This is a genomic window from Erwinia persicina (genome assembly GCF_019844095.1).
In the GTDB taxonomy this organism is placed as follows: Bacteria; Pseudomonadota; Gammaproteobacteria; order Enterobacterales; family Enterobacteriaceae; genus Erwinia; species Erwinia persicina.
Window position 1 is genome coordinate 2,461,296 of the sequence record NZ_CP082141.1, and the last position, 23,991, is coordinate 2,485,286.

The window sequence follows — 23,991 nt, forward strand, 5'->3', positions numbered from 1 at the left end:
TTAGTGACGCTGTGCGATCAGCAGATATAAAAAGAATGGCGTGCCAAGCACGGCGACAAAAATGCCCGCGGGCAGATCGGCCGGCAGAAAAAGCACCCGTCCGATCAGGTCAGCCAGCATCAGCACCATGGCACCCACCAGGGCGCTCATCAGCGCCTGTCCGGTAAACCCCGGGGAAACCAGCCGTTTGCCAATGTGCGGAGCAATCAGCCCGACAAACGCCATCGCTCCGCCCCAGGCAATCGCCACGCCGGCCAGCGCCACGCTTACCAGCAGCAGCCCGCCGCGCTGCCACTCAACGCGCACGCCAATCCCCCCCGCCAGGCCCGGATCCAGCTGCTGCACGATCGCCTGTCGTGCCAGCCAGACCAGCAGCGGCAGGATCGCCAGCAGCCACTGTGCCAGCGCTGTCGCCTGTGACCAGGTGGCACCGTAGACGCTGCCCGTCAGCCAGAGGTACGCCGACAGCGTGGTGGTCAGCGGGCTGAAGACCAGCACCAGCGTGGTCACCGCCCCCAGCAGCGCCGAGATACCCACGCCGATCAGCACCAGACGCAGCGGTGAAGCGCCCCGCTTCCAGGCCAGCAGCCAGACGCAGCTGGTTGCCAGCCCGGCTCCGGCCATGACCGCCAGCGGCAGCAGGCCGTCGCCCCACGTCAGGCTGAAAAAGGCCAGATAGAGCACGGCGGCGGTGCCGGCACCGCTGGTGATGCCCAGCAGGTCGGGCGAGGCCAGCGGATTGCGGATAATACTTTGCAGGATCAGCCCTGATACCGCCAGCGCCCCGCCCACCAGTCCCGCCAGCACGATACGCGGCAGGCGCAGCTGCTGAATAATAAACGTCATACCGCCCGGATCGTCGCTGAAAAGCAGCCGCAGGACGGTTAAAGGTGACATTGTCACCTTACCCTGAGTCAGTGACAGCAGCATGACCAGCAGCAGTGCGCCCGTCGCCAGCAGCACACGCCCTGCGGTACTCAGGTTGATCTGCCGGGAGAAACCGCCGCGCCGGAAGGTGATCACTTTATCCATATCGTCCTCCGCGCCGTGCCAGCCAGATAAAGAATGGCGCGCCGAACAGTGCGGTCATCACGCCGACCGGCACCTCCTGCGGCAGGATCACCACCCGCGCCAGCATGTCGGCCAGCAGCAGCAGCAGTGCCCCGCCCACCGCACAGCCCGGCAGCAGCCAGCGGTGGTCAATGGAAAGGGTTCTGCGCACCATATGCGGTACCACCAGTCCAATAAAGCCAATGCTGCCGGCCAGCGCAACGGCACAGCCGGCCAGCACCACAATCAGCCCTGCCAGCAGCAGCCGGATGCGTCCGGCGTGCTGTCCCAGCGCGGTGGCGATGTCGTCTCCGGCGTTCATCACATTCAGCTGCCCGGCAAACAGCAGTGCCACCGCCAGCCCCAGCCCACTGAGCGTCAGAACGGGCCAGACTGCAGACAGCTCACGTTCGGTCAGCGATCCGGCCAGCCAGAACAGCACCGTATCCAGGCCCTGCTGATCGATGACCAGCAGGGCCTGGCTGAAGGCGGTAAACAGGGCGGTGATCGACGCCCCCGCCAGCACAATGCGCAGTGGATTTAAGCTGCCGCGCCCGGCCGTACCGATGGTCCACACCAGCGTGCCTGCCAGCGCCGCGCCGGTAAAGGCGCACCACAGTAAGCTGTTCAGGGAGGCAACGGAAAACAGCGAGCTGCCGAGAATAATCAGGAAAGTCGCGCCGGCATTGATACCAAACAGGCCGGGTGACGCAAGCGGGTTACGCGTCAGCGCCTGCATCAGCGCGCCGGCTACCGCCAGGCTGGCCCCCACGGCCAGCGCCATCAGGGTGCGCGGCAGACGGGAAGTGGTGACGAGGATATGCTGCAGGTTCATGGCATCATGGCGGACCAGTGCGCCCCAGACCTGCGGCAGAGAGATCCAGCTGGCCCCGGTCATCAGACTGAGCACCACCGCGACGGCCAGCAACAGCGTCAGCAGGCCGAGTTTCAGCGCGGGGCTCATGCTGCCGGCTCCGTGAGTAGCAGACGTTCAATGTCGTCCAGCACCGCACTCGCGGCGATTATCCCCCCTGAGAGCACCCAGGTCACGCTGTCCACCTGCCACACCCGGTGATGCTGTGGTGCCTGCATTTGCTGCCACAGCGGATGCCTGACCAGACTTTGGTAGTTTTCCCGCACCACGGCTTTTTCCGCGTGCAGCATCACGAAGAACAGGTCGGCGTTGACCACCGGCAGGCTCTCGCGTCCGCTCAGTTTGATCGACACACCCGTTCCCTGCCGGGCGGCTTCATTCCAGGTGAAACCCAGTTCGCTGAGGATCGTGCCGGGAAAACTCTGCGGCAGATAGCTGCGCAGGTGGTCAGCCCGGATATCCAGCACTGAAACAGTCAGCGGCCAGCGTGCGGCAAAATGCTGCGCCAGCAGGCCGCGCAGCCGGGTGACACGCTGCGTGAAGCGGGTCAGCAGATCCCGGGCACCCTGCTGACGATTGACCGCCGCACCCACGGCGCGGACGGTCTCTCTGAATTCAAACACATTATCCAGCATGACCAGCGGCGCGATCTGTTTCAGCAGCGGTGCCAGTGCCTGATGGCGAAAGCGGGAGGCAATAATCACGTCCGGCCGCAGCAGCACGATATCTTCCAGGCTGGGCTGGGTTTCGAGACCCACATGCGGCACATTCTGCAGTGCCGTACGCAGATAGCGGTAAGTGGGTTTTTCACTCCAGGAGTCCACGACCGCGCAGGGGATCACCCCTAGGGCCACCGCGGCGTCGGTGGCCCCCTGGAACAGCGTGATCACCCTGAGCGACGCAGGTGCGGCGCGGGCCGGGGCCAGAAAACAGGCGGCAATAACCCCTGCCCCCAGCCGCAGCAGATAGCGTCGTTCAGGACAGGGTAACACCTCAGAAATCAACGTTGTAGCCCAGCGTCACCGTGCGTCCACGACCGGAGAAATAGCGGTCAGGCTCCACCAGCGCGCTCTGCGAATAATAGGTCATGTACTGTTTATCAAACAGGTTGGAAACCGCCAGGTTAAGCTGTCCCCGCGGCAGCTTGTAGCCCACGGCAGCATCAACCAGCGCGTAGCCGGTAAAGTCTTTATCTTCCTCATCAAACTCACGACTCAGCGCCCAGTTGGCCTGAATAAACGAGGTCCACTGAGGTGACCAGTTGGCAGACCAGCTGGCAATAATGCGGTCGGGAGAGACGTTCAGGCCGTCGAGTTTCGCATCCAGGCTGCCGTTATCATCGCTGTCATAGCGGCCGCGCATGTGGGAGTAGCTCAATTTCAGACGGTGATCGTCGTTCACCGCATAGCCCAGCGTACCTTCAAACCCATCTATCTTCGTTTTCTCACGGCGCGTGACATACATATCCCCGACGCGGTCAACGCGGCTGCCCAGTTTAGACTTTGACTCGTAGTAGCTGAGTTCAAAGTCAAACGGCTGCTGATCCACGCGGAAGCCGTATTCGGTATTCTCCGTCACAATCGGCTGCAGATTCAGGAAGGTGCCGGCGCTCATGCCAGGCTGATTGATACCGCGCAGTACGCGGCCCACGTCCGGCATGGCAAAGCCCTGCGAATAGTTGGCAAACAGGCTCAGCGGCGCTACCGGCGTCCAGACAGCACCGACGTTGTACAGCGTTTTATCAAAGTCCGGCTTGCCCCCTTCCACCGTGACGCTGTTAGCGCTGGCAATGGTCTGGTAACTGTCGATGTCCAGGCGGGCATACTCATAGCGCACGCCGCCCGACAGCTTGAGCGATTCGACGGGTGTCACTTCCAACTGTAAGAACGGTGACAGGTCGGTGTATTTGATTTCCGGGACATAGGTACGCCCGGTTCCCCACAGATCCTGCTTCGACTGGTCAAACAGGGTATCGAAGCCCAGCGTTACCTTCAGATAGTCGTCCCAGATATCCGCTTTGGTCAGCGCCATCTTGGTACCGTACTTGGTGGTGACCGCACGCGACTGATCGTACAGCGTACCGACAGGCGCAATGCTGGGATCCTGGAATGAACCGGACAGCGCAGAACCGAACAGGGCTTCATAATGCTGATAATACGCCAGCGCCGTCAGCTGCATGCCGGCCAGGTTGTAGTTGTCATAGGTCACCGCGGTGTTCCACACGCTGTTATGCGGCGCATCGCCTTCCGGGGTACCCTTGATCGAGGTGGTGGGAATGCCGCGATCGCGATCCCCTGTGACGCTCAGATAATTATTCTTACCTTTAAGCTGGTAATAGCTGGCACTGAGCTGGATACGCTGATCGTCGTCCAGCCAGTAGCCCACCTTCCCCAGCAGGTCATAGGCGCGTGAATCCATCAGGTCACCCTGGGTGTTATCTACGCCGACCGGACGGTTGTTACCGTCAAGGTACAGGCCCTGATCCTCATAGCTCGCCGAGAACAGGTAGTCGAGATACTCTTCCCGGCCATTCACGCTGTAGGTGGACTTATAGCTCATGGTATCGCCCTTCAGCTGCGAGGTGGGCGATGAGGTTTCGATACCAAAATGCTGATTCAGCGCCCCCGGCTCCGGTCGTTTGGTGATCAGATTGATCACCCCACCTGCCGCGCCGATGCCGTTACTGGCGTTCGCGCCGTGGATCACCTCAATGCGTTCAATCATTGAGGCATCAATGGTATGCATTTCCCGCCCGGTGGGACGCAGCGGGTTTGACTGCGGAATGCCGTCAATCATCACCAGCGGCGTGCGGCCGCGCAGGGTTTCACCGCTGCCGCTCATTTTCTGCCGGCTGGGTGAGAAAGAGGGCAACAGGTTGCTGAGGATCTGCGAGGTGTCAGAGGTGATCTGTCTCTGCTGCTCAATCTGCTGCTTTGTAATGATGGTGACGACCTGCGGCGAATCTTTTTTCTCACTGGCGGTACGGCTGGCACTGACCACCATATCCGCTCCATCGCCCGCCGTCTCTTCTGCATACAAAGGCCCTGCCAGCAGCAGTGGCATCAGCGAATATAGCGCCCTGACTTTCATCTCACGATCCTTTTACCTGGGGAAAACCCGCCCTTCGGGCAGGCTAAATGCGCCTGACGGCACCAGTGAAAATGCGAATGGGATTATTATCATTATCATTTACGGTAACAACCGGAATAATTAGACATTTTTCCTTACGCCTTGCTTACACTGTGAAAGAGAATCGATGCTCCCCTGCACAACCCACTGAATTAAAATAATAAAAAGAGATTCAGCACGCCTTTCTCACTGCCCGGTTCTTGTCTTTCTTTTGCTTTAAAATGTGATCAAGATCACATGTTACCGTCTCAAAATTAGCGTAACAGGGTCTACACGCGCCGGTAAAACAGGCTTATTCCTGACAAAAGCGGCGATTAATGAGTTCAACTCATGACGTCTATATGCCCGGCGCACTCAATTCGCCTGCTGAAATGGCCTAAGATGGAAGCTCACAACACGAGGAAGACGTCATGATTGAGATTATTAAAAGCGGCAGTAAACCTGCTGTCACAGGCCCGGCTGACTATTTTACCGGCACGGTCAGCATCGATGCCCCTTTTAACGCCAGCGCACCGGCCCGTACAGGCGGTGCAACCGTGACATTTTCCGCCGGTGCGCGTACCGCCTGGCACACCCACCCGCTTGGGCAGACACTGATTGTCACGGCAGGTCAGGGCTGGGTGCAGGAATGGGGCAAAGAAGCCCAGGTGATTGCCTGCGGAGATATTGTCTGGATCCGTCCCGACGTTAAGCACTGGCACGGGGCCGGAGCCGATGCCGCGATGACCCATATTGCCATTGCCGAAGCACAGGAGGGCAAAGTGGTGGACTGGCTGGAACACGTCAGCGAGGCGCAATATCCGGGTTAATGCTGCTTTTGCGCCGGGACCCGGCCCCTGCCGCCGGATCCTTTAGCGTCCTGACTTATGAATTTTTCGCATCAGTGAAGGGGAAGGATTACACTGACCCTATTTAGCGAACGGCGTGCCGGGGTAAAGCGTGTTAAAAGAAAACTTTAACGATCTCATCTCTCTGATGGTGGTCGCGCAGGAACGCAGCTTTACCAAGGCCGCAGCCCGGCTGGGCGTATCGCAGTCGGCCCTCAGCCATTCGATCCGCGCGCTGGAGGAGCGTCTGCAGCTTCGTTTACTGACGCGTACCACGCGCAGCGTTGCCCCAACCGAAGCGGGCGAAAAGTTAATTAACGCTATCGCTCCCCGCATGAACGATATCGAATCCGAACTGATCGCCCTGACAGACAGGCGGGCTGTCCCGGCCGGCAACCTCCGCCTGACGGCCGGTGAACATGCCGTCACCACCACCCTGTGGCCCGCCCTGCAGCCCTTTTTAGCGCATTATCCCGACGTCAACGTCGAAATCGCTGTGGATAATACGCTGACCGATATTGTCAGCGGCCGTTTCGATGCCGGGGTCCGCCTGGGTGAACAGGTGGCGAAGGACATGATTGCGGTGCGCATTGGCCCCGACTGGAGTATGGCGGTGGTCGGTTCGCCGGGATATTTTGCGCGACACGGCCGCCCGCAGACGCCACAGGAACTGCAACACCATCGCTGTATTAATATACGTCTGCCCACCCTGGGCGGCCTGTATGCCTGGGAATTTAAGCAGGGCCAGCGCGAAATTCGGGTGCGGGTCGACAGTCAGCTGATCGTGAACAGCATCGAAACACGCATTGCCGCAGCCATCGCCGGCCTGGGACTGGCCTGTGTCCCGGAGGACAGTGTAGAGGCGGCGCTGGCCGGCGGCAGTCTGGAGCGGGTGCTGGTTGACTGGAGCGAGCCGTTTACCGGGTATTATTTATATTATCCCAGCCGTAAGCAGCATACGGCGGCTTTTTCCCGCCTGCTCGAGGCTCTGCGTTATCCACCTCAGGAATAAGCCCTTCCCCCTGCCCGCCTCAGACCAGATAGCGGTTAAACCAGGCGATTGTCCTCTCCCACGCCAGGTCAGCAGCGGCTTTGTCGTATCGCGGCGTCGAATCATTGTGGAAGCCGTGATCCACGCCTTTATACACGTAGCCTTCATACACTTTATGATGCGCCTTCAGCGCGGCCTCATACGCAGGCCAGCCTTCATTAATGCGCGTGTCCCGTTTCGCATAGTGCAGCAGCAGCGGAGCCTTAATTTTTGGCACATCTTCCACTTTCGGCTGACGCCCATAGAACGGCACGGCGGCCGCTAATTCAGGCCAGGCCACCGCTGCCGCATTCGCCACCCCGCCACCATAACAGAAGCCGGTGATGCCTACTTTGCCGCTGGCCTCAGGGAACTGCATCATAAATTCGATCGCAGCGAAAAAGTCATTCATCAGCTTTTCCGGGTCAATCTGCTGCTGCAGCTCACGCCCTTTTTCATCGTTGCCGGGGTAGCCGCCCACGGAGCTTAATCCGTCAGGAGCCAGGGCGATAAATCCGGCTTTCGCCACCCGCCGGGCCACGTCTTCGATATAGGGATTCAGGCCGCGGTTTTCATGCACCACCACCACGGCAGGCACCCGCCCGCTGACCCTCGCCGGACGCACCAGGTAGCCTTTTACGCTGCCGTGGCCCTGGGGTGACGGGTAGTGAATATACGCCGCATGGATATCAGGATCGGTAAATTCAACCTGCTGTGCCAGGGCATAATTCGGCGTCAGCAGTGTACCGAGCGCCGCCGCCGACAGGCCGCCAACGACAAATTTCGCCGCCATATCCAGGAACTCACGCTTGCTGATTTTTCCATGGACGTAGTAATCAAAATAGTTGAGCAGTTCAGGTGGGAAGTCTTTTGCCGTCATACGTGTCATGCGTCAGGCTCCGTACGGTGCAGGTCAGAGGGGCCGTCCTCTTCGGGGCAGCCCGGAAACCGGGAGAACCTTGACAGGCCACCCTGTGTTAAAGGTAGGCCCGGCACGGCTCGGCCGCAACGCTAATCGTCAGCGGCTGCGGAATAAACCGCGCGGCCAGCAGGTCGTCAGCCTGCCGCTGCTGCTCCGACAGCAGCGCCGGCGTGACAGGCTGGAAGCCCGAGGCCTGGTTGCGGATGGCCGCCAGCCAGCGATCCACACCCGGAGAGCCCGGTAAATGCTGATGGATAATCCCGGCGGCCTGCTGGCGGTGCCCGGCTATCCAGCGGTCGTTCTCTGCCAGCACTGACAACAGGACGTCTACCTGCGGCGCCGACTGATGCCGCCAGCGCTCCCGGCACCAGAGCAGGGAACGGTTTCGCACCGCCCCGGCGGGCGGCACAAGACAGCGTACTTTTTTTGCATCCTGCGCGGCAGTGAGCCAGGGATCGATAGCGGCCCACAGATCGACACTTCCCTCGCGCAGCGCGCGCGCAGCATCGCTGCCGTTAAGATCGACCAGGGTGATATCCTCCAGCGTCAGATCGTGCTGCAACAGCAGCCCGGCCAGAAACGGTTCGGTCACGGTTCCCCGCATCCCGGCGATACGGGCCCCCCGCAGCGCCTGCAGGCTGCGGTGCGCCCCGTCTTTCATCGCCAGCAGCGCGCAGGGTTCAGCCCGGTCAGGCGATGCCGCCAGATAAGCGATATCCAGGCCACGACTGTGGGCCAGAACGGGCAGCGTTGAGCCGGTACCGACCACATCCAGTGCCTGCCCGGCCAGCAGAACAGCGCCATCACCGGCGTGATCATAATCTGTCCATGCCACGCCGCCGTGTGCGGCCAGCGCGGCTTCCAGCACCCCGCGATGGCGCAAAATAAACAGGGGGAGAAGATGAGGGTGACTGCCAATACGTAAGGTCATCCGTGGTTGCCCTCCTCACCCTGCGCCTGCACGAGGTCAGCACCGCCGGGCCTGCGGTAAAATCCGTCGATGTCCATGAAGCCTTCCTTCTTTTGTCAGAGGTCAATGACAGCAATAACAAAGCCGCCCTGACAGAACAAAGAAGAAATTGGAGAATGTTCAGCGTGAAATCGCATTTAACCCTCTGACAGCGCCGCCAATCGCCCTGGGCAGGGGTTTATTTTACGCAGCCGATGAGTACAGCGGCCCCTTTAGGGGTACACTTGGGCCTGTTTTTCGCTGTGGAAAGTAACGTTTATTCCCTGAAGAGGTGACCTGCTGTGAGTCAATTACCCGTTGTGACCATACACTACTGTTCCCAGTGCAACTGGATGCTGCGCGCCAGCTGGATGGCGCAGGAACTGCTGCATACGTTCAGTACTGACCTCGGTGCGGTCACGCTGATCCCCGGTACCGGTGGGGTATACGAAATCACCGTAAACCAGCAGGTGATCTGGAATCGTAAAACGGACAACGGTTTCCCGGATGCCGCGGAAATTAAGCGCCGCCTGCGCGCCGTCTGTTTCCCGGAGCGCGACCTTGGGCACATTGACCAGCACGCGAAGCCCGCGGAATAAAGCATAAAACGGGATGACCGGCGTCGGTCATCCCGTGTCAGCGGCTGGCGGCTTTCCCCCCTCAGAAGTCGACGTTCACCCCCAGCTGGAAGTTGCGCCCCGGCATCACCGCCAGCGCACGATCGTTGGCATCGCGGGCGGTGACGTCCGTCAGATCGCGGCTGCTGAGGTAATCCCGGTACTGGCGATCGGTCAGGTTATACACGCCGCCACTCAGCTTAACGTTTTTCGCCACCCTGACCCACGCCGTCATATCCAGCATGCCGTAACCCGGCACGCGGGTATATTCTGTGGTGCTGTCGGCCAGCGCGGTGCCGCTGTTCTGATAGCTGTTGCGGCTGGTGCTCTGCGCCTGCTTGCCTTTGACAAAGGTGGCGGTCAGTGCCGTACCGAAGCGCTGTGCCGGGTCATCCCACGCCACGCCCACGACGGCTTTCATCGGGGCTACGCTGTCGAGGTCGACATACCGGTCGCCGTCATAGCGGGACTTTGCCTGGCCTTTGCTGTAGCCCAGCGCAAAGGTGGTGCTCAGGCCATTCACCTCTTCAAACCAGCTACCATAGTTAATTTTGGTGCTGACTTCCCCGCCCCAGATATAGGCTTTATCGCGGTTTTCCGCCTGATAGATGGTGGCAATATTCGCCGGGACATTGACGAACTTGTCCGGTGCGCCCGCGCGGGTGTAACGGGTGGAGGCAATAAAGTTTTTATAGGTGTTGTAGAACATAGCCCCGTGCAGCGTAACGCCTTCCGTGGCCTGGCCTTTGATGCCCCACTCAACGTTATTGCTGGTTTCGGTATCCAGATCGGTATTGCCTAACAGCGCATACTGGCGGTTACCTAAATAGCTGGAACCGAGGTTCCACGAGCCGTAGAGCTGGCTGGCGTTCGGGAACTGCGCACCGCGCCTGTACTGCACGTACGTCATCAACTGCGGGGTAATGTCGTAGTTAAAACTGATGGACGGTAACAGCTGAGTGTCGCTGTTGGTTTTACCGTACAACTTCTCTGCGTCTTCCGGCGTCAGCACGTCAGTGCCGGCGGCCATATTCCCCAGGTTCTGTGGTTTCGTTTCCTGATGCGCGACGCGCACGCCCGGCACCACCGAGAATGCATGACCATCAAGGTCAAACAGAATACTGTCCTGCACAAAGGCACCCAGCACCAGGGTGCGGCTGTCGCCCTCGGGCTTGGTGGTCATGCCCGTACCGCTCTGTGCCGGTGACTGGCTGAACGGACGTTCCGTTTCCGAGAGGCGTCCGTTGATCCCGGCCAGCAGATCGTGACGGCCCAGGTTTTTTGTCAGCTGTGCCTCATAGCCCCAGGTGTTGACATTGTAGTCAGAGTAAACGCGCTGCATCGCGCCACCGGTCGCTAACGGCATCAGCGTGTTGTCGTGCGCTTCCGTATGCTGGTAGTAAATCTTATTGCTCAGGCTGTCGATCCACGCGCTGGCAGGCGTCCACTCATCTTTCAGACTCATGCCCCAGCGCCGGGTATTGCTCTGCTGGCTGGCAGTGCCGTCAATAGCCGTGCCGCTATTGTTCCAGCTGTCGTAATGGGTGTGATTCACTTTGCTGTAGAAGTCGACCGTACCGGTGAGCTTATGCTCGTCGTTCGGCTGCCAGATGCCCGAGGTTAACAGCGCATCGGAGTGCCAGTTGGCCGGGTAAGCGTCAAACTCATCGCTGTTATTACGCGTCTGCTGGCCATCACGGCGGCTGTACACCACCAGGCCACGCAGCGTGTCATCTCCGGCAGCGGCGGTAATGCCGTTATGCCAGCTGCGGCTGGCGGAGTCATAATCGCTCTGGAAGCCGAAGGCCGTGTGCTTATCCGGGGTGAGATAATCATCAGCAGATTTGGGCAGGAAGGAGACGGTGCCGCCCAGCGCGGTATTGGCGCGCTGTGTGGCCGTGGCACCGGATTCGATCTCAACGCGACCGTAGAGATACGGGTCAATGTAGTCACGCCCGATCCCGAAGGTATTAACCCCGGCACGGCTGGCATAGCTGCGCCCGGTGGCCTCAGGCTGAGGGATCCCGTCGACGTCGAGGGCAACGCGGTTGCCTTCCAGCCCGCGAATGTTATAGCCGGTGTAACCACCGCGATCGAAGCCACTTTTCCCGGTGGAAGAACCACCACTGCTGCCTACCGCACCGATCAGCGGCTGGTAGCGCATGATGGAGCCAAAATCATTGCCACCGCGCTGCTGCATCTCTGCGGCACTGAGGGTCACCGAACTGCCGGCCACATTTTTTACCACGGGCGACAGCACGGTCATCACCGCGTCGTCGTCAGGCGTTGTGGCTGCATTCTGCTGCCGGGCTTTGGCGGTCACCGCGTTACGGTCGCTATCGGCGGCTGCGCTGCCGGAGAGGGTCACGCTGAGCAGGGTCCCTGCCACGAGTGAGGTGTGCAGTAATCCCTGAGGGGATGAAAACTTAATCATGCGAAATACCTGCGATGTTTTTATTGGTATTCGCTCAACAACAGCTTCAGAAATATCAACGAACAAGGCCCTGCAGGCAGGGCAAAAAGCGTTATAATTTGCGACATCATATACAAATGATAATCATTATCAATCATAATATGACAAAAAAAGTCAATTTATTGCAACATAATACCCGCTGTCTCTGATGCTGAAATAAAACAGGCACCCCATCCGGGGTGCCTTTTGGCGATGTGGTCGGACGAAAAAGCGATCAGGACTCCGCGAAGTCCGTCAGCACCTGACCTTCCATGCGGTAGCGTACCCACTCATCCTGGGGCGCAGCACCGATGCTTTTATAGAAGTCGATGGCCGGCTGATTCCAGTCCAGCACGCTCCATTCCAGACGACCACAGCCGCGGGATACCGCCAGCTGCGCAATGTGCCGCAGCAGCATTTTTCCGGCTTTCTGTCCGCGAAAGCGTGGGCTGATGTAGAGATCTTCCAGGTAGATACCGTTTTTTCCCAGCCAGGTTGAGTAGCTGGTAAAAAACACGGCATACCCGGCGGGTTCGCCATCCACCTCACACATCAGCGCCTCAGTGTGCGATTCGGGCGCGAAGAGTGAATGCTCAATATCCTGCTGGCTGGCCACCACTTCGTGCAGCGCTTTTTCATACTCGGCCAGCTCGGCGATCATCGCGAGGATCAGTTTAGCGTCCTGATGCTCTGCGCGGCGGATAACGATAGTCATGATGATTCCCTTTAGGTGACGGTTGATAACCGTCAGCATAACCGCTTCATCCCGCTGACTGAAGTGGAAATCCCCTAGCCCGCCTGGCGTAAATGTTCACGTGCCAGGCTGTAACGGTTAGGCCGGGCCGGGATAGCCAGCCGATCGCGCAGGGTGACATGGGTATCATCCTTGTGCCAGTAACCACGGGCTTCAAGGAGGGGCAGCACATGGCGCACCACATCCTCCAGCGCTTCATTCAGCACCGGACCGCAGAGGATAAATCCGCTGGCGCCGCCCTGTTCCACCCAGCGAATAAAGGTTTCTGCCACCTGCTCCGGCGTGCCAAAGAACTCCCCCTTCGGCAGCGTGGTGCGGAACGCCACTTCGCGCAGCGTCAGCTGCTCTTCTGCCGCCAGGCGCTTTATCTGATCGGTGGTGGAACGGAAACTGTTTTCTCCCAGCGTACCCAGTTCCGGGAACGGGCCGTCCGGATCGTACTGGCTGAAGTCATGATGGTCGAAGAAGCGGCCAAGATAGTTCAGCGCCTGCTCCAGCGACAGCAGTGACAGAAGATAGCGGTATTTTTCTTCTGCTTCTGCCGCCGTTGCGCCAACGATCGGATTGATCCCGGGGAAAATCCCTACCGGGGAGCGGCCCTGCTGCTGCACCTGCCGGTTAAGCTCAGTGGCATAGGTTCGGGCCTCTTCCAGCGTGCGCGCATTGGTAAACACCGCATCCGCCGAGGCGGCGGCCAGCCGGATACCTGATGCCGACGCGCCGGCCTGGAAGATCACTGGCTGGCCCTGCGCAGAGCGCTGGATATTCAGCGGGCCTTCCACTGAAAAATGTGCGCCCTGGTGATTCAGCTTATGCAGTTTGCTGGCGTCGAAGAACTCGCCGCTCTGCCGATCGCGAATGAACGCCCCCTCTTCCCAGGAGTCCCACAGTCCCTGTACGACTTCAATATACTCACGGGCGATCTCATAGCGCTGGCTGTGCTCAGGGTGATCTTTACCAAAGTTACGTGCCGAACCGGCCAGCGGGGAGGTCACCACATTCCAGCCCGCACGCCCGTTGCTTAACAGATCGAGCGATGCCAGCTGGCGCGCGACGGTGAACGGATCGCTGTAAGAGGTCGAGATGGTGCCCGCCAGACCAATACGTCGGGTCACCGCTGCCAGCGATGATAGCAACGCAATCGGCTCGAAGCGGTTGAGGAAATGCGGCAGGGACTTTTCATTGATATGCAGGCCGTCGGCGACGAAGAGAAAGTCCAGTCCTGCCTCTTCTGCCTGATGGGCTAACTGGTGATACCAGCTGACGTTAACGCTGGCATCGGCAGGCACGCTGCGGTGACGCCAGGCGTTCATAAAGCCGCCTGCGCCCTGTAGCATCAGGCCGAGCTTGATCCGCTGTGGGGTTTTCTGGCTCATGGTTCTCTCCCTGTGATGGTGAATATGCCCCCAGATTTTCATAAAACCGCGGCGGAATTAAATACCAATATCCCCTTTGCAATGCCGCATTTTGACTATCCGGCCGGCCTTTTCGAAACCCGGATAGATTCCGGCGGCAGGTTTACATTTTCCTCGCCCGTGCGGCCCGGTATGATGTGGCGCTTTGGTTAACCCGATGTTATTTGACCGCTACTACTCTGGAAGTCCTGCGTTATGATCGTACGTCCCCATCAACACTGGTTCCCGCGCCTGTTCTCCTGGCACGGGGCGGTGTTATCGAAAATTCTGTTCCGCCTCAGCCTTAACCTGTTGATGGCTATCTTCGCCGTGATTTGTTACCAGTGGTATGAAACCCTCGGCGTGCGCCTGACCACCGCCCCGTTCAGCCTGCTGGGGGTCGCCATTGCCATCTTCCTCGGCTTTCGTAACAGCGCCAGCTATGCCCGTTTTGTTGAAGCCCGCACGCTGTGGGGCGGCCTGCTGATCGCCCAGCGCTCGCTGCTGCGCCAGGCCCGTGGCGCACTGCGCCGTGACCCCGCCGCCGTGCGTGAACTTGGCGGCCTGCTGATGGCGTTCAGCTGGAGCCTGAAGCACCAGCTGCGCGGCACCGACGCCCGCGAGGATATCCTGCGCCTGGCCCCCAAAAGCGTACAGGACGAGGTGCTGGCCAGTCCGTTTCGCGCCAACCGTCTGCTGCTGTGTATGGGGAGCTGGCTGGCAGACCGCCGTGACGAAGGCGCAATTCCTGACCTGCTGTATAACGGCATGGATGGCAACCTGAACGATCTGGCGCATATTCTCGGAGGCTGTGAGCGTATCAGCACCACGCCAATCCCCTTCGCCTACAGTCTGATTGTGCACCGTACGGTTTATCTGTTCTGCACCCTGCTGCCGTTTGCTCTGGTGGCCGATCTGCACTACATGACGCCGCTGGTGTCGGTGTTTATCTCTTACACCTTCCTGTCGCTGGAGTCGCTGGCGGAAGAGCTGGAAGATCCGTTTGGCACCGCGCCGAACGATCTGCCGCTGGACGCCATCTGTAACACCATTGAACGCATCCTCAGCGAGATGAACGACCTCACCCCACTGCCGCCGGCACACCAGCCGGACGCCAAATTTAATCTGACCTGATGGCTGACGGGCGAACCGCAGCCGCAGGTTCGCCCGCCCGCCTCCTGCCGATTGATGGGAACCCATCATCAAAGCCGTTCCGCCTGTTCCTGCTGCTGACTATAGTGAAATCATCACCCTACCCCTTATGTCAGGAGCGTTCATGTTTCCTTCGCAGTTACCCCAACCCCGTACCCTTGATGCCAAAACCGTGCCTGTCCTGCGCTGGGGAATTATCGGCCCGGGATGGATCGCCGAACGGTTTGCCAGAGCCCTGAAAACAGGCACCGCACAGCAGCTGGTGGCGGTCGCCTCTCGCTCACAGGAACGGGCTGACGCCTTCGCCCGCAGGATGGCTATCCCACAGGCTTTTGGCAGTGCCGCAGAGCTGCTGGCCCGGCCGGACATTGATGCGGTGTATATCGCCACGCCACACAACCATCACTACCCGGACGGACTGCAGGCGTTACAGGCCGGTAAACACGTGCTGATTGAAAAACCGCTGGCGCTTAACGCCACCGAAGGCCGGGCGCTGGCCGCCCTGGCACAGCAGAAAGGCCTGCTGTGTATGGAAGCGATGTGGTGTGACTTTCTGCCGAAATATGACGTCATCAGCCAGCTGCTGGAAGACGGTGCGCTCGGCGATTTGCATACCCTGCTGGCCGATCACGGGGAGTATTTCACCCCCGATCACCGTATTTTTAACGCCGATCTCGCCGGTGGCCCGATGCTGGATCTGGGCAGCTATCTGATTAGCTTCAGCGTGAAGGTGGCGGGTGCGCCTGCCGCCATTTATGCCACCGGACAGCCAGTGCCTGGCGGGGTGAACGGACAGGCTTCAATGCTGCTGACGCACGCTAACGGAATGCATTCGGTGCTGAATACCACGCTGTTCAGCAATACACCGGGTGGTGCGGTGATTGCCGGGCGCGATGCCTCGCTGAATATTGCCGGATCTTTCTATGCCCCAGGGCCGTTTACGCTGACCGCCAGCCAGGGAGGAAAAGTGCTGCACTTCGACGAGCCGCGTAACCGTTACGATCAGCTGTTTCATGAGGCGGTGCATTTTGCCTGGTGCGTCGGCCAGGGCAAAACCGAATCATCGGTGCGTCCGCTGTCGGCATCGCTGAGCACGTTAACGGCCATGGATGAAGTACGTCGTCAGATAGGCCAGGTGTTTAACGAGGAAAAATAACCTTTCTCCCCCAGCCCGACGGCTGTACCACGACAAAGGGCAGGACACTTTCAGGGGGCCTGCACGGGCCCCCTGCTGATGTTATATCGCCTGCACCTGACAGAAACTGCCTGTTTCCAGCGACTTCACCGCGGCTTCAGCTATCGCCTGCGCCTGCAGTCCGTCCTGCAGGCCGGGAACCGATACTGCCTCGCCGTTCAGTGAGCGCACAAAGGCATCCAGATGCAGATAATAGGTTTCTTTCACCCGGCTAAACCAGTCAGCGTACAGGGCCGGACGGGTAATCCCCTCGGTGGTATAGAGCGTGGCTCCCTGCGGGCTTTGTGCGCCGGATTCCGACATGCCTTTTGACCCCAGCAGGGTAATGCGTTCTTCATAGCCATAACCGGTACGGCGGGTGTTATCCAGCTGTGCCAGTGCCCCGCTGGCCATCTTCATGATCAGCACTGAGGTGTCCACATCGCCAAATGCGCTGATCTCAGGCATCGCCAGCGCCGACCCCAGTGCACCGATGGTGTCGACCTCGTCTCCGGTCAGCCAGCGCAGCAAATCGAAAAAATGGATGGCCTGATCACGCATCTGCCCTCCGGAAGTTTGCAGGTAACTCAGCGGCGGCAGCTCAGAGGCGCGGCAGACCATCTGGATCAGCTCGGCTTTACCCAGCAGGCCCTGCTGCAGATACTGCTTTAACTGATTATGGCTGGGATCAAACCGCCGGTTAAACCCGACGGTGACCGGCACCGGATAGCGGGAGACGTCATCCACCACCCGCCGCGCTTTATCCAGTGACAGGTCAATCGGTTTTTCACAATATACCGCCTTGCCGGCGGCAGCGGCGGCGGTCAGGAACGCCGCATGGGACGGTGTCGAGGTGGCAATCAGCACGCTGTCGATGGCATCACTGTTGATGGCATCCAGCACGGTACCCACCCGCGCGCCGTAACGCGCAGCAACCTCACCGGCGCGGGCGCTGTCCTGGTCAGCCACCATCACCAGTTCAACATCCGGGTGGGCAGCGAGATTTTTTGCATGAACCTGACCGATAAATCCTGTGCCCAGCAGGGCAAACCTACGTTTCTGTGCCATGGTTGCGACGCCTGTTTTGGTTAAATGTTAACGTTTCGTTGCCAGGATAACGTTAACGAATATACTTGCTGAAACGACATTTTGATGGGAAGCCATCATACGGAGTGAAGGGTGAAGAAGATCACGCTGGAAGCGGTGGCAAAGCAGGCGGGCGTCGGCATTGCCACCGTTGACCGGGTTATTAATGAACGGGGCGGCGTGTCTCCGGCCACCACACGCCGGGTGCTGCAGGCAGCAAAAGAGGCAGGCCTGAAGCGCGAGCTGCCTGATGCGCATCGCCAGCCCTGGCAGATTGAACTGCTGCTCAGTAGCAGCGATGCCTTTTTCTTCAGTCAGCTTTCTCAGGATTTCAGCCGGCTCGCCGGGCAGCTGGGCTATGGTCATGTCACCCTGCACCGCACCCTGATCCCTGAAGCCGAGCCGGAAATGCTGGCGGCACATATTGTCCGGGCGGCGGACAGCCGCGATGGCATTATTGTGTTTGCTCATGAACATCCGGCGATTTTTTCCGCGCTGCAGCAGTGCCAGGAACGGCAGGTGCCGGTGATCACCCTGGTGACTGACCTTCCGGGCGCGGCGCGGCTGTGCCACGTCGGGATCAACCAGATTCAGGCGGGACGCACGGCGGGGTTACTGATGGGCAATATGCTTAATGCGCCCGGTGAGATCATTATTATCAGCGGACGCTTCGATTATCTGGCACACCGGCAGCGGGTCGAGGGATTCAGCGCGGTGATTGCCGACAGGTTTCCCCATCTGCGGGTCCACAAGGTGCTGGCTGCCCGGGATGACCGCCACCAGGTCAGTCGTCTGCTGGAAGAGCAGCTTTATCATCACCAGACGATTCAGGGTATTTACAACACCGGGCTGGGTAACCGTGAAATCGCTGAGGTGCTCGCCCGGCACCGTCTGCTGAACACGTCCCGCTTTATTACCCATGAGCTTTATCCCACCACCCGCACACTGCTGGCGGATCACGCTGTGGTGCTGACGCTGGATCAAAATACGCGTGAACATGCCCGCCGGGCAATGACGCTGATGTTAAACCGGCTGGAACGGGAGATGATGCCCACACAATATCAGGACGGGAAAGTCGAGTTGATGTTATATACGCGGGAAAATATGTCCCCCGGGCCGGAACAGGCAGTCCGGGGATCGCATCAGCCCCCCTGAATGATCCGCGGCATCCGCCTGCTGCGAACTATCCACAGGCGTTGTCGTGCAGGGTTAACTTTTATTCATCCATCCTGCGCGACACCATCATGGGCTGTCTTTCCGCAAGCCGGTGCTGGCTCAGAACGACCCCGCGCACTGTTTTTATTAATGCCACAAAGTTACCCTTGCCGCTGCTGACATTGCCCTATTATCCGGTGTTCATTCCGCCATTGAACAATAAACCGGCTATTTCAGGAGCATACTATGCCTGCGAATTCGGCTTCAGCACCCCTTTCCGCCCCAGACGTTGCCTTCCCGCCCGGCTTATTTGCAGCGGTGGTGATACTGGCCGCCGTTTCGCCGGGTGTATTAATGATGGCGCCTGCGGTCGCCACGCAGTTACACAGTCAGTGGCAGCTTTCGACACTCCAAATCGGCCACCTGTTTTCCTGTGAACTGGGCGGCATGAGTGCGGCCACGCTCCCTGCCTGGTGGTGGAGCGGAAGAATCAACTGGCGGAAAATTGCCCTTCTCGCTGGCGTGGTGTTTATTCTGGGTAATCTGTTGTCGGCGCTGACCCTCCGCACCGACCTGCTGATGATCTGCCGCTTTATCGCCTCTCTGGCCGGTGGCACCCTGATGATCCTGAGCATCACCTGTGCCGCCGCCGCCGCCAACACCGGTCGGATTTATGCTTACTGGGTGCTGGGCCAGTTGCTGCTGGGCACCGTCGGCCTGCTTGCCCTGCCGCCACTGTTTAGCCATTTTGGTCTGGCGGTGGTCTACCTGCTGCTGGCCTTCCTGATGCTGTGCAGTCTGCCGCTGCTGCGCTATCTGCCCGCCGGGTTTCACCCCCCGTCGGTCAGCGCCGCAGCACAAATAGCACCCTCAAGGAGGCGTAAACTGTGCGCGATCCTCGCCGTGCTGCTGTTTTACGTCAGCCTGAGTGCCGTGTGGACGTTTATCGGCGAGATTGCCGTCCGCGCCAGCCTGTCAGCGCTGCAGAGCGGGGACATCCTGGCGGTCGCGACGGTGGTGGGCATTATTGGTGCTGTCGGGGCGGCGATGATGGCTGCCCGTTTCCGCCCCGGCACGTTGTTGTGGGTCGGCTATGTCCTGCTGGTACTGGCGATTATGCTGCTGGTCCGGCATCCCATGGCGATCCGCTTCGTGCTTGCCGCCATCATCTTTAAGTTTACCTGGACCTTTCTGGCACCGTTCACGATGGCACACGTTGCCGCGCTGGATAACGATGGAAAGCTGATGAATAACATCAATCTGGTGATTGGCGGCGGTATGGCGCTGGGCCCGTCGCTCGGGGCCACCCTGTTAACCTCTTTCGGCGGGATGGACGCGCTGCTGACGGGTGCACTGGCCAGCGCCGTGCTCTCCGGGCTGCTGCTCGTTGACTTCAGCTGAGGAAATCCCCGCCATCAGGCCCCCCAGCCGCACTCTGCGCCGCGTTCAGGGCGCGGAACAGGGTCAGTAGCGTAACAATCTCGCCCTCCTCAGCCTGAACGCGAGGGTCAACCAGCAGACAAAGTGAGCTGGTGCGACGCTGGCCGCTGCTCAGTGGCAGTGGCTGCAACTCACCGCTTTCGAGCCACGGCGCGATCTGTGACGCCGGCAGCCAGCCATACCCGACCTGATGCAGCACCGCCTCGACAGCGGCCTCAATGCTGGTAAACGTCCAGTTTTCTGCAACAGCCTGCGGGCCATCCTGCTGCCGGTGGCGGTCAAGAATTTCTACCAGCGGAAAACGGGCAAGCGTGCTGTGGGCCAGCGGAGCAGCCAGCGCCAGCAGCGGGTGCTCGCGCTGGGCAACAGCAACAAAGTCAATATCCAGCAGGTTTTCTGCCGGACGCTGGCCACAGCTTTCACGCGTCAGGATCAGTATATCCGCCTGCCGCTGCTGCAACTGCTGTGCACTCTCTCCGCGCAAGACCTCCGTCAGGTGTACCTGGGTTGCCGGGTGGCGTTGCTGAAACTGACGCAGGACTCCAAACAGCACTCCCCGGGGAAAGATACTGTCAACCACAAGGTCAATTCGCGCCCGGCTTCCCGCCTTTAGCGAGGCGGCGCGATTCTCCAACTGAGCAAAACCATCGAGCAAGGGCCGCGCCTGGGCCAGCAGGATTTGACCTTCGGGCGTGAGGACGGCCCGACGCCCCTGCGGCATCAGCAGAGCAATACCCAGCCGCTCCTGCATCAGTCCCAGCTGATAACTGATCGCCGACTGGCTCCGATTCACCCTTTCGGCGGCGCGCGCAAAGCTGCCGCAGGCGATTACTTCCTGCAACAGCTGCCACTGCTCAAGGCTGGTTTTACTTAACATAGACATTATTCATCGAATTTTTAAATTAATATGTCGCAAAATTACCGTTATTAATCGAAAAAATCCAGAGCTACAGTAGGGGCTGACAACATTAAGGAGAAACATCATGACCCGTTTTAATCAGCATGACCTGAGTCAGTTCGTGGGCAAACATCTGGTTTATACCTATGACAATGGCTGGGATTACGAAATTTATGTGAAAAATGCCCATACGGTGGACTACCGCATTCACAGCGGCATGGTGGGAAATCGCTGGGTGAAAGATCAGCAGGCCTTTATCGTCCGCATTGCCGCCGCGGTTTATAAAATCTCATGGCATGAACCGACCGGAACCAGCGTGAGTCTGGTGGTGAACCTGAGCGATAAAATTTTCCATGGCACTATCTTCTTCCCGCGCTGGGTGATGAATAACCCACAGCAGACCGTCTGCTTCCAGAACGATCATATTGCGCAGATGGAGGCCTATCGCGATGCAGGACCAGTCTGGCCGGTTGAAGTGATTGATGAGTTTGCCACGTTAACGCTGATCCGCGACTGTGGAGAGAATAACGAGGAGGTGATTAACTGTGCAGCCAGTGAGTTACCGGCAGATTTCCCGGCGGGATTATAGCAGAAGGGGCGGCCCCGTCAGGGCCGCCCCTTGTCACCGTTATTGACAGTATCGCGGCTTATTTAGCGAGGATATTGTTCACGGCGGCAGCGTGGCCGGTTTTGTCTTTGGCATTCGAGATCACCTGAATCACGGTGAACTTGTTATCTGCCGCAGACAGCAGGGTGGCCTGCTGGACGTTATTGCCATCCATCTTATCGGTAGCTTCGATATGATAGACTTCCAGGCCTTTAACGTTTTCTGTCTTTTCGCTGAGGACCTTATAGTCTGGCGAAGCCTGCTTCTGCTTGTCTTTGATGGATTTCATGCCATTAATGAAATCGGCATCTGTTGCGCCGCGACCGGCCACCGGAATGTCATCTTCACCGATCAACATAACGCGTTTCTGCGCCTTATTGACGTACATTTTGCCCGGGCCGCCGCCTGGAACAGGCTGTACTTCATAGCCTTGCAGATTGAAAGCAAGATGGTCGCCCAACAGTGAGACTTTCTGCGATGCGGCCGCATCTGCAGTGGTCGTTTTCGCTTCTGCCGCCACAGCAATATTTGCAGCACTGCTTAAAGCAACAGCCATACAGAGTGAACCAGCCAGAGTCATTGATTTAGTAAATTTCATTTAATCGACCTTCCATCTTCAAATTAAGTTTTATTGTATTGATATTACCGACAGTGAAACCATCAGATTACTCTCGAAAGAGTCAGGCTATTTGCCCAGCATTTCCCGAAGGCATAATCCTGCGCCAATTAAAAATAAAATTAACGGCCAGTAACGTACAGGAACAAAAAAGAATTTGTGCGTTATCTCTGCCTGATACATCGGACGACTGTCCGTCATCCTGGCGATGAGCAGCAAAACCGATTCTTTTTTAAGGAGATACACAAAAATGGATGACAGTAGCGCAGACAAAATGAAGGTCACGCCTGTCGTCCAGGAGTGGGCTGAATAATAACCGACCGACCATAAAGCATCAAACAGCCATTGACAGATGACGTAGGCAATGGAAATAAACACAGCAATAAAAAAACCGACGCCACTCCAGATCATAATAAAATTTGCCTTAAATAGCCAACCATCCTCACGGTGAATACTGAGTCTATTATATTCTCTCTAAATTGCCATAAAAAAGGGCAGCCCAGGGCTGCCCTTTTATTCTCCGTGACAGAATTACATCTGTACCAGATTTTTGATTTTCACATCAGGATTTACATCCGCGGCATAATCCACGCCGTCCAGGCCGAAGCCGAACAGATGCATAAACTCGGCTTTGTAACCGGCAAAATCAGAGACATCGTTCAGTGTTTCATCGGTCACGCTCTGCCACAGACGGGCCACTTCATCCTGCACTTCCGGCTGCAGCTCTTTGTAATCTGCACGCAGACGTCCGGTGTCATCCAGGATCGGCGAAGCGTTATAGAGACTGTCTTTAAACAAGCCGTAGACCTGCTCAATGCAGCCTTCATGGGTGCCTTTCTCTTTCATCACCTTGAACAGCAGTGACAGGTATAAAGGCATGACAGGGATAGCTGAGCTGGCCTGAGTGACCACTGCTTTCAGCACGGAAACGCGTGCGTCGCCATTGCCGTGAGCAGCCAGGGTATCGCGAATCTTCAGAACACGCTTGTCCAGATCCTTCTTGGCTTCACCGATAGAACCATTCCAGTAGATATCATGGGTGATTTTTTCGCCCAGATAGGTGAAGGCCGTGGTTTTAGCACCGTCAGCCAGCACACCAGCTTCCAGCAGGGCGTCAATCCACATCTGCCAGTCTTCACCGCCCATCACCGCCACCGTACCGTCGATCTCTTCCTGGCTGGCAGGCTCAAGCGCAACGTCGGTCAGGGTTTCTTTATCGGTGTTCAGACCGCGGGTCACCAGCGGCTTACCGATGGGCTTCAGGGTGGAGTTAAAGACTTCACCGGTTTTTGGATGGATGCGGCGGGGCGCAGCCAGGCTGTAGACGACCAGGTCAACCTGACCCAAATCTTCTTTGATCAGTTCAATGGTTTTCTGCTTCACGGCGTCAGAATAGGCATCACCGTTGATGCTTTTCGCATACAGGCCTTTTTCTGTGGCAAATTCTTCAAAGGCCGCAGAGTTGTACCAGCCTGCGGTTGCCGGCTTGGTTTCTTCACCCGGGCGCTCAAAGAACACGCCCAGCGTGTCAGCGCCACAGCCGAACGCAGCAGAGATGCGTGCCGCCAGGCCGTAACCTGTAGAGGCACCAATCACCAGCACTTTCTTCGGGCCGGAGGCGATCGCGCCCTGAGCGGTGACGTACTCGATCTGTTTTGCTACGTTCGCTTTACAGCCCTCTGGATGGGCAGTAACACAGATGAAGCCACGGATACGTGGTTTAATAATCATATTGACCTCAGTATATGAAACGCTAATGACCCGTCATGCTGTGGGTCGTCATTTTTCATGAAATAAGGGCGCTAGAATACCGTTTCTCTCGGTTCAGGCAAAGCCCGGAAACGCGCTTATCACACTGCGTTAGC

General features: G+C 58.4%; 23 protein-coding genes. 9 read left to right on the plus strand and 14 right to left on the minus strand.

The features are described from left to right. Genes K6L24_RS11145 through K6L24_RS11160 form a run of 4 tightly spaced genes read right to left on the minus strand, consistent with a single transcriptional unit; the run spans window position 1 to window position 5,014 of the window. The gene (locus K6L24_RS11145) at window positions 1–1,032 is read right to left on the minus strand and encodes a FecCD family ABC transporter permease (protein WP_222681461.1); all 1,032 of its coding nucleotides are present in this window, start codon (window positions 1,030–1,032) and stop codon (window positions 1–3) included. Further along, window positions 1,025–2,014 carry a FecCD family ABC transporter permease gene (locus K6L24_RS11150; RefSeq protein WP_062743305.1) on the minus strand — a complete coding sequence of 330 codons (990 nt, stop codon included), beginning with the start codon at window positions 2,012–2,014 and terminating at the stop codon, window positions 1,025–1,027. Before K6L24_RS11150 ends, K6L24_RS11145 begins: the two co-directional genes overlap by 8 nt. Continuing rightward, window positions 2,011–2,916, minus strand: a complete 906-nt coding sequence (locus K6L24_RS11155; RefSeq protein WP_245006683.1) for an ABC transporter substrate-binding protein — start codon at window positions 2,914–2,916, stop codon at window positions 2,011–2,013. The genes K6L24_RS11150 and K6L24_RS11155 overlap by 4 nt, the downstream gene beginning before the upstream one ends. A gap of 1 nt (window position 2,917) precedes the next feature. Further along, window positions 2,918–5,014: a TonB-dependent receptor gene (locus K6L24_RS11160; protein ID WP_191928136.1), complete on the minus strand. Its 2,097-nt coding sequence runs from the start codon at window positions 5,012–5,014 to the stop codon at window positions 2,918–2,920. 452 nt (window positions 5,015–5,466) lie between these two features. Here K6L24_RS11160 and K6L24_RS11165 point away from each other — a divergent pair, with 452 nt between their 5' ends. Together K6L24_RS11165 and K6L24_RS11170 are read left to right on the plus strand one after the other, a co-directional pair. Then, a complete protein-coding gene (locus tag K6L24_RS11165; protein WP_202939964.1) occupies window positions 5,467–5,862 on the plus strand; it encodes a (R)-mandelonitrile lyase in 396 nt (131 codons plus the stop codon). A 130-nt stretch (window positions 5,863–5,992) separates the two neighbouring features. Next, a complete protein-coding gene (locus tag K6L24_RS11170) occupies window positions 5,993–6,892 on the plus strand; it encodes a LysR family transcriptional regulator (RefSeq protein WP_062743308.1) in 900 nt (299 codons plus the stop codon). A 19-nt stretch (window positions 6,893–6,911) separates the two neighbouring features. Here K6L24_RS11170 and yghX read toward each other — a convergent pair whose 3' ends face one another. Next, on the minus strand, window positions 6,912–7,799 hold the full coding sequence (gene yghX / locus K6L24_RS11175; RefSeq protein ID WP_222681462.1) for a YghX family hydrolase: 888 nt from the start codon (window positions 7,797–7,799) through the stop codon (window positions 6,912–6,914). Between the two features lie 88 nt (window positions 7,800–7,887). Continuing rightward, entirely contained in the window at window positions 7,888–8,763 is an 876-nt protein-coding gene (locus K6L24_RS11180; protein ID WP_222681463.1) for an ABC transporter substrate-binding protein, read from the minus strand. A gap of 2 nt (window positions 8,764–8,765) precedes the next feature. On the opposite strand from K6L24_RS11180, the gene K6L24_RS11185 reads away from it, so the two are divergent. Beyond that, window positions 8,766–8,951 (plus strand): hypothetical protein, encoded by a 186-nt coding sequence (locus K6L24_RS11185; RefSeq protein ID WP_161975941.1) that lies wholly within the window; start codon window positions 8,766–8,768, stop codon window positions 8,949–8,951. 132 nt (window positions 8,952–9,083) lie between these two features. Then, window positions 9,084–9,380, plus strand: a complete 297-nt coding sequence (locus K6L24_RS11190; RefSeq protein WP_062743311.1) for an Rdx family protein — start codon at window positions 9,084–9,086, stop codon at window positions 9,378–9,380. Window positions 9,381–9,441: 61 nt separating this feature from the next. Here K6L24_RS11190 and K6L24_RS11195 read toward each other — a convergent pair whose 3' ends face one another. The 3 genes from K6L24_RS11195 to K6L24_RS11205 form a co-directional block, all read right to left on the minus strand. Further along, a complete protein-coding gene (locus K6L24_RS11195; protein WP_062743312.1) occupies window positions 9,442–11,832 on the minus strand; it encodes a TonB-dependent receptor domain-containing protein in 2,391 nt (796 codons plus the stop codon). Window positions 11,833–12,085: 253 nt separating this feature from the next. Continuing rightward, the gene (locus tag K6L24_RS11200) at window positions 12,086–12,565 is read right to left on the minus strand and encodes a GNAT family N-acetyltransferase (RefSeq protein WP_062743313.1); all 480 of its coding nucleotides are present in this window, start codon (window positions 12,563–12,565) and stop codon (window positions 12,086–12,088) included. A 74-nt stretch (window positions 12,566–12,639) separates the two neighbouring features. Then, window positions 12,640–13,980 carry an LLM class flavin-dependent oxidoreductase gene (locus tag K6L24_RS11205; RefSeq protein ID WP_062743314.1) on the minus strand — a complete coding sequence of 447 codons (1,341 nt, stop codon included), beginning with the start codon at window positions 13,978–13,980 and terminating at the stop codon, window positions 12,640–12,642. Window positions 13,981–14,214: 234 nt separating this feature from the next. Here K6L24_RS11205 and K6L24_RS11210 point away from each other — a divergent pair, with 234 nt between their 5' ends. Both K6L24_RS11210 and K6L24_RS11215 read left to right on the plus strand, forming a co-directional pair. After that, window positions 14,215–15,132, plus strand: a complete 918-nt coding sequence (locus K6L24_RS11210) for a bestrophin family protein (RefSeq protein ID WP_118664161.1) — start codon at window positions 14,215–14,217, stop codon at window positions 15,130–15,132. Between the two features lie 142 nt (window positions 15,133–15,274). Continuing rightward, a complete protein-coding gene (locus K6L24_RS11215) occupies window positions 15,275–16,306 on the plus strand; it encodes a Gfo/Idh/MocA family protein (RefSeq protein ID WP_062743316.1) in 1,032 nt (343 codons plus the stop codon). A gap of 81 nt (window positions 16,307–16,387) precedes the next feature. On the opposite strand, the gene K6L24_RS11220 is transcribed toward K6L24_RS11215, so the two are convergent. Then, the gene (locus K6L24_RS11220) at window positions 16,388–17,392 is read right to left on the minus strand and encodes a Gfo/Idh/MocA family oxidoreductase (RefSeq protein ID WP_062743317.1); all 1,005 of its coding nucleotides are present in this window, start codon (window positions 17,390–17,392) and stop codon (window positions 16,388–16,390) included. Between the two features lie 111 nt (window positions 17,393–17,503). Here K6L24_RS11220 and K6L24_RS11225 point away from each other — a divergent pair, with 111 nt between their 5' ends. Next, complete coding sequence (locus K6L24_RS11225; protein ID WP_222681464.1) at window positions 17,504–18,565, plus strand: LacI family DNA-binding transcriptional regulator; 1,062 nt, start codon at window positions 17,504–17,506, stop codon at window positions 18,563–18,565. A gap of 246 nt (window positions 18,566–18,811) precedes the next feature. Then, entirely contained in the window at window positions 18,812–19,966 is a 1,155-nt protein-coding gene (locus tag K6L24_RS11230) for an MFS transporter (RefSeq protein WP_187509191.1), read from the plus strand. Here the strand turns inward: K6L24_RS11230 and K6L24_RS11235 are convergent. Then, window positions 19,959–20,882, minus strand: coding sequence for a LysR family transcriptional regulator (locus K6L24_RS11235; RefSeq protein ID WP_062743320.1), 924 nt, complete (start codon window positions 20,880–20,882; stop codon window positions 19,959–19,961). The genes K6L24_RS11230 and K6L24_RS11235 overlap by 8 nt on opposite strands. A gap of 106 nt (window positions 20,883–20,988) precedes the next feature. Here K6L24_RS11235 and K6L24_RS11240 point away from each other — a divergent pair, with 106 nt between their 5' ends. Next, a complete protein-coding gene (locus tag K6L24_RS11240; protein ID WP_118664164.1) occupies window positions 20,989–21,492 on the plus strand; it encodes a phenolic acid decarboxylase in 504 nt (167 codons plus the stop codon). 58 nt (window positions 21,493–21,550) lie between these two features. Here the strand turns inward: K6L24_RS11240 and K6L24_RS11245 are convergent, their stop codons facing one another. The 3 genes from K6L24_RS11245 to fabV form a co-directional block, all read right to left on the minus strand. Beyond that, window positions 21,551–22,108, minus strand: a complete 558-nt coding sequence (locus K6L24_RS11245; protein ID WP_118664165.1) for a hypothetical protein — start codon at window positions 22,106–22,108, stop codon at window positions 21,551–21,553. 87 nt (window positions 22,109–22,195) lie between these two features. After that, window positions 22,196–22,537, minus strand: a complete 342-nt coding sequence (locus K6L24_RS11250; protein WP_062743323.1) for a hypothetical protein — start codon at window positions 22,535–22,537, stop codon at window positions 22,196–22,198. Window positions 22,538–22,657: 120 nt separating this feature from the next. Further along, window positions 22,658–23,857 carry an enoyl-ACP reductase FabV gene (fabV, locus tag K6L24_RS11255; protein WP_222681465.1) on the minus strand — a complete coding sequence of 400 codons (1,200 nt, stop codon included), beginning with the start codon at window positions 23,855–23,857 and terminating at the stop codon, window positions 22,658–22,660. Between the last annotated feature and the right edge of the window lie 134 nt (window positions 23,858–23,991).

Bases quoted from the DNA above. Each gene is read 5' to 3' on its own strand.
- K6L24_RS11230 (WP_187509191.1), top strand. From the start codon at position 18,812: ATGCCTGCGAATTCGGCTTCAGCACCCCTTTCCGCCCCAGACGTTGCC.
- K6L24_RS11210 (WP_118664161.1), top strand. From the start codon at position 14,215: ATGATCGTACGTCCCCATCAACACTGGTTCCCGCGCCTGTTCTCCTGG.
- K6L24_RS11180 (WP_222681463.1), bottom strand. From the start codon at position 8,763: ATGACCTTACGTATTGGCAGTCACCCTCATCTTCTCCCCCTGTTTATT.
- K6L24_RS11250 (WP_062743323.1), bottom strand. From the start codon at position 22,537: ATGATCTGGAGTGGCGTCGGTTTTTTTATTGCTGTGTTTATTTCCATT.
- K6L24_RS11215 (WP_062743316.1), top strand. From the start codon at position 15,275: ATGTTTCCTTCGCAGTTACCCCAACCCCGTACCCTTGATGCCAAAACC.
- K6L24_RS11245 (WP_118664165.1), bottom strand. From the start codon at position 22,108: ATGAAATTTACTAAATCAATGACTCTGGCTGGTTCACTCTGTATGGCT.
- K6L24_RS11240 (WP_118664164.1), top strand. From the start codon at position 20,989: ATGACCCGTTTTAATCAGCATGACCTGAGTCAGTTCGTGGGCAAACAT.
- K6L24_RS11235 (WP_062743320.1), bottom strand. From the start codon at position 20,882: ATGTTAAGTAAAACCAGCCTTGAGCAGTGGCAGCTGTTGCAGGAAGTA.
- K6L24_RS11145 (WP_222681461.1), bottom strand. From the start codon at position 1,032: ATGGATAAAGTGATCACCTTCCGGCGCGGCGGTTTCTCCCGGCAGATC.
- fabV (WP_222681465.1), bottom strand. From the start codon at position 23,857: ATGATTATTAAACCACGTATCCGTGGCTTCATCTGTGTTACTGCCCAT.
- K6L24_RS11200 (WP_062743313.1), bottom strand. From the start codon at position 12,565: ATGACTATCGTTATCCGCCGCGCAGAGCATCAGGACGCTAAACTGATC.
- yghX (WP_222681462.1), bottom strand. From the start codon at position 7,799: ATGACACGTATGACGGCAAAAGACTTCCCACCTGAACTGCTCAACTAT.
- K6L24_RS11160 (WP_191928136.1), bottom strand. From the start codon at position 5,014: ATGAAAGTCAGGGCGCTATATTCGCTGATGCCACTGCTGCTGGCAGGG.
- K6L24_RS11195 (WP_062743312.1), bottom strand. From the start codon at position 11,832: ATGATTAAGTTTTCATCCCCTCAGGGATTACTGCACACCTCACTCGTG.
- K6L24_RS11205 (WP_062743314.1), bottom strand. From the start codon at position 13,980: ATGAGCCAGAAAACCCCACAGCGGATCAAGCTCGGCCTGATGCTACAG.
- K6L24_RS11150 (WP_062743305.1), bottom strand. From the start codon at position 2,014: ATGAGCCCCGCGCTGAAACTCGGCCTGCTGACGCTGTTGCTGGCCGTC.
- K6L24_RS11220 (WP_062743317.1), bottom strand. From the start codon at position 17,392: ATGGCACAGAAACGTAGGTTTGCCCTGCTGGGCACAGGATTTATCGGT.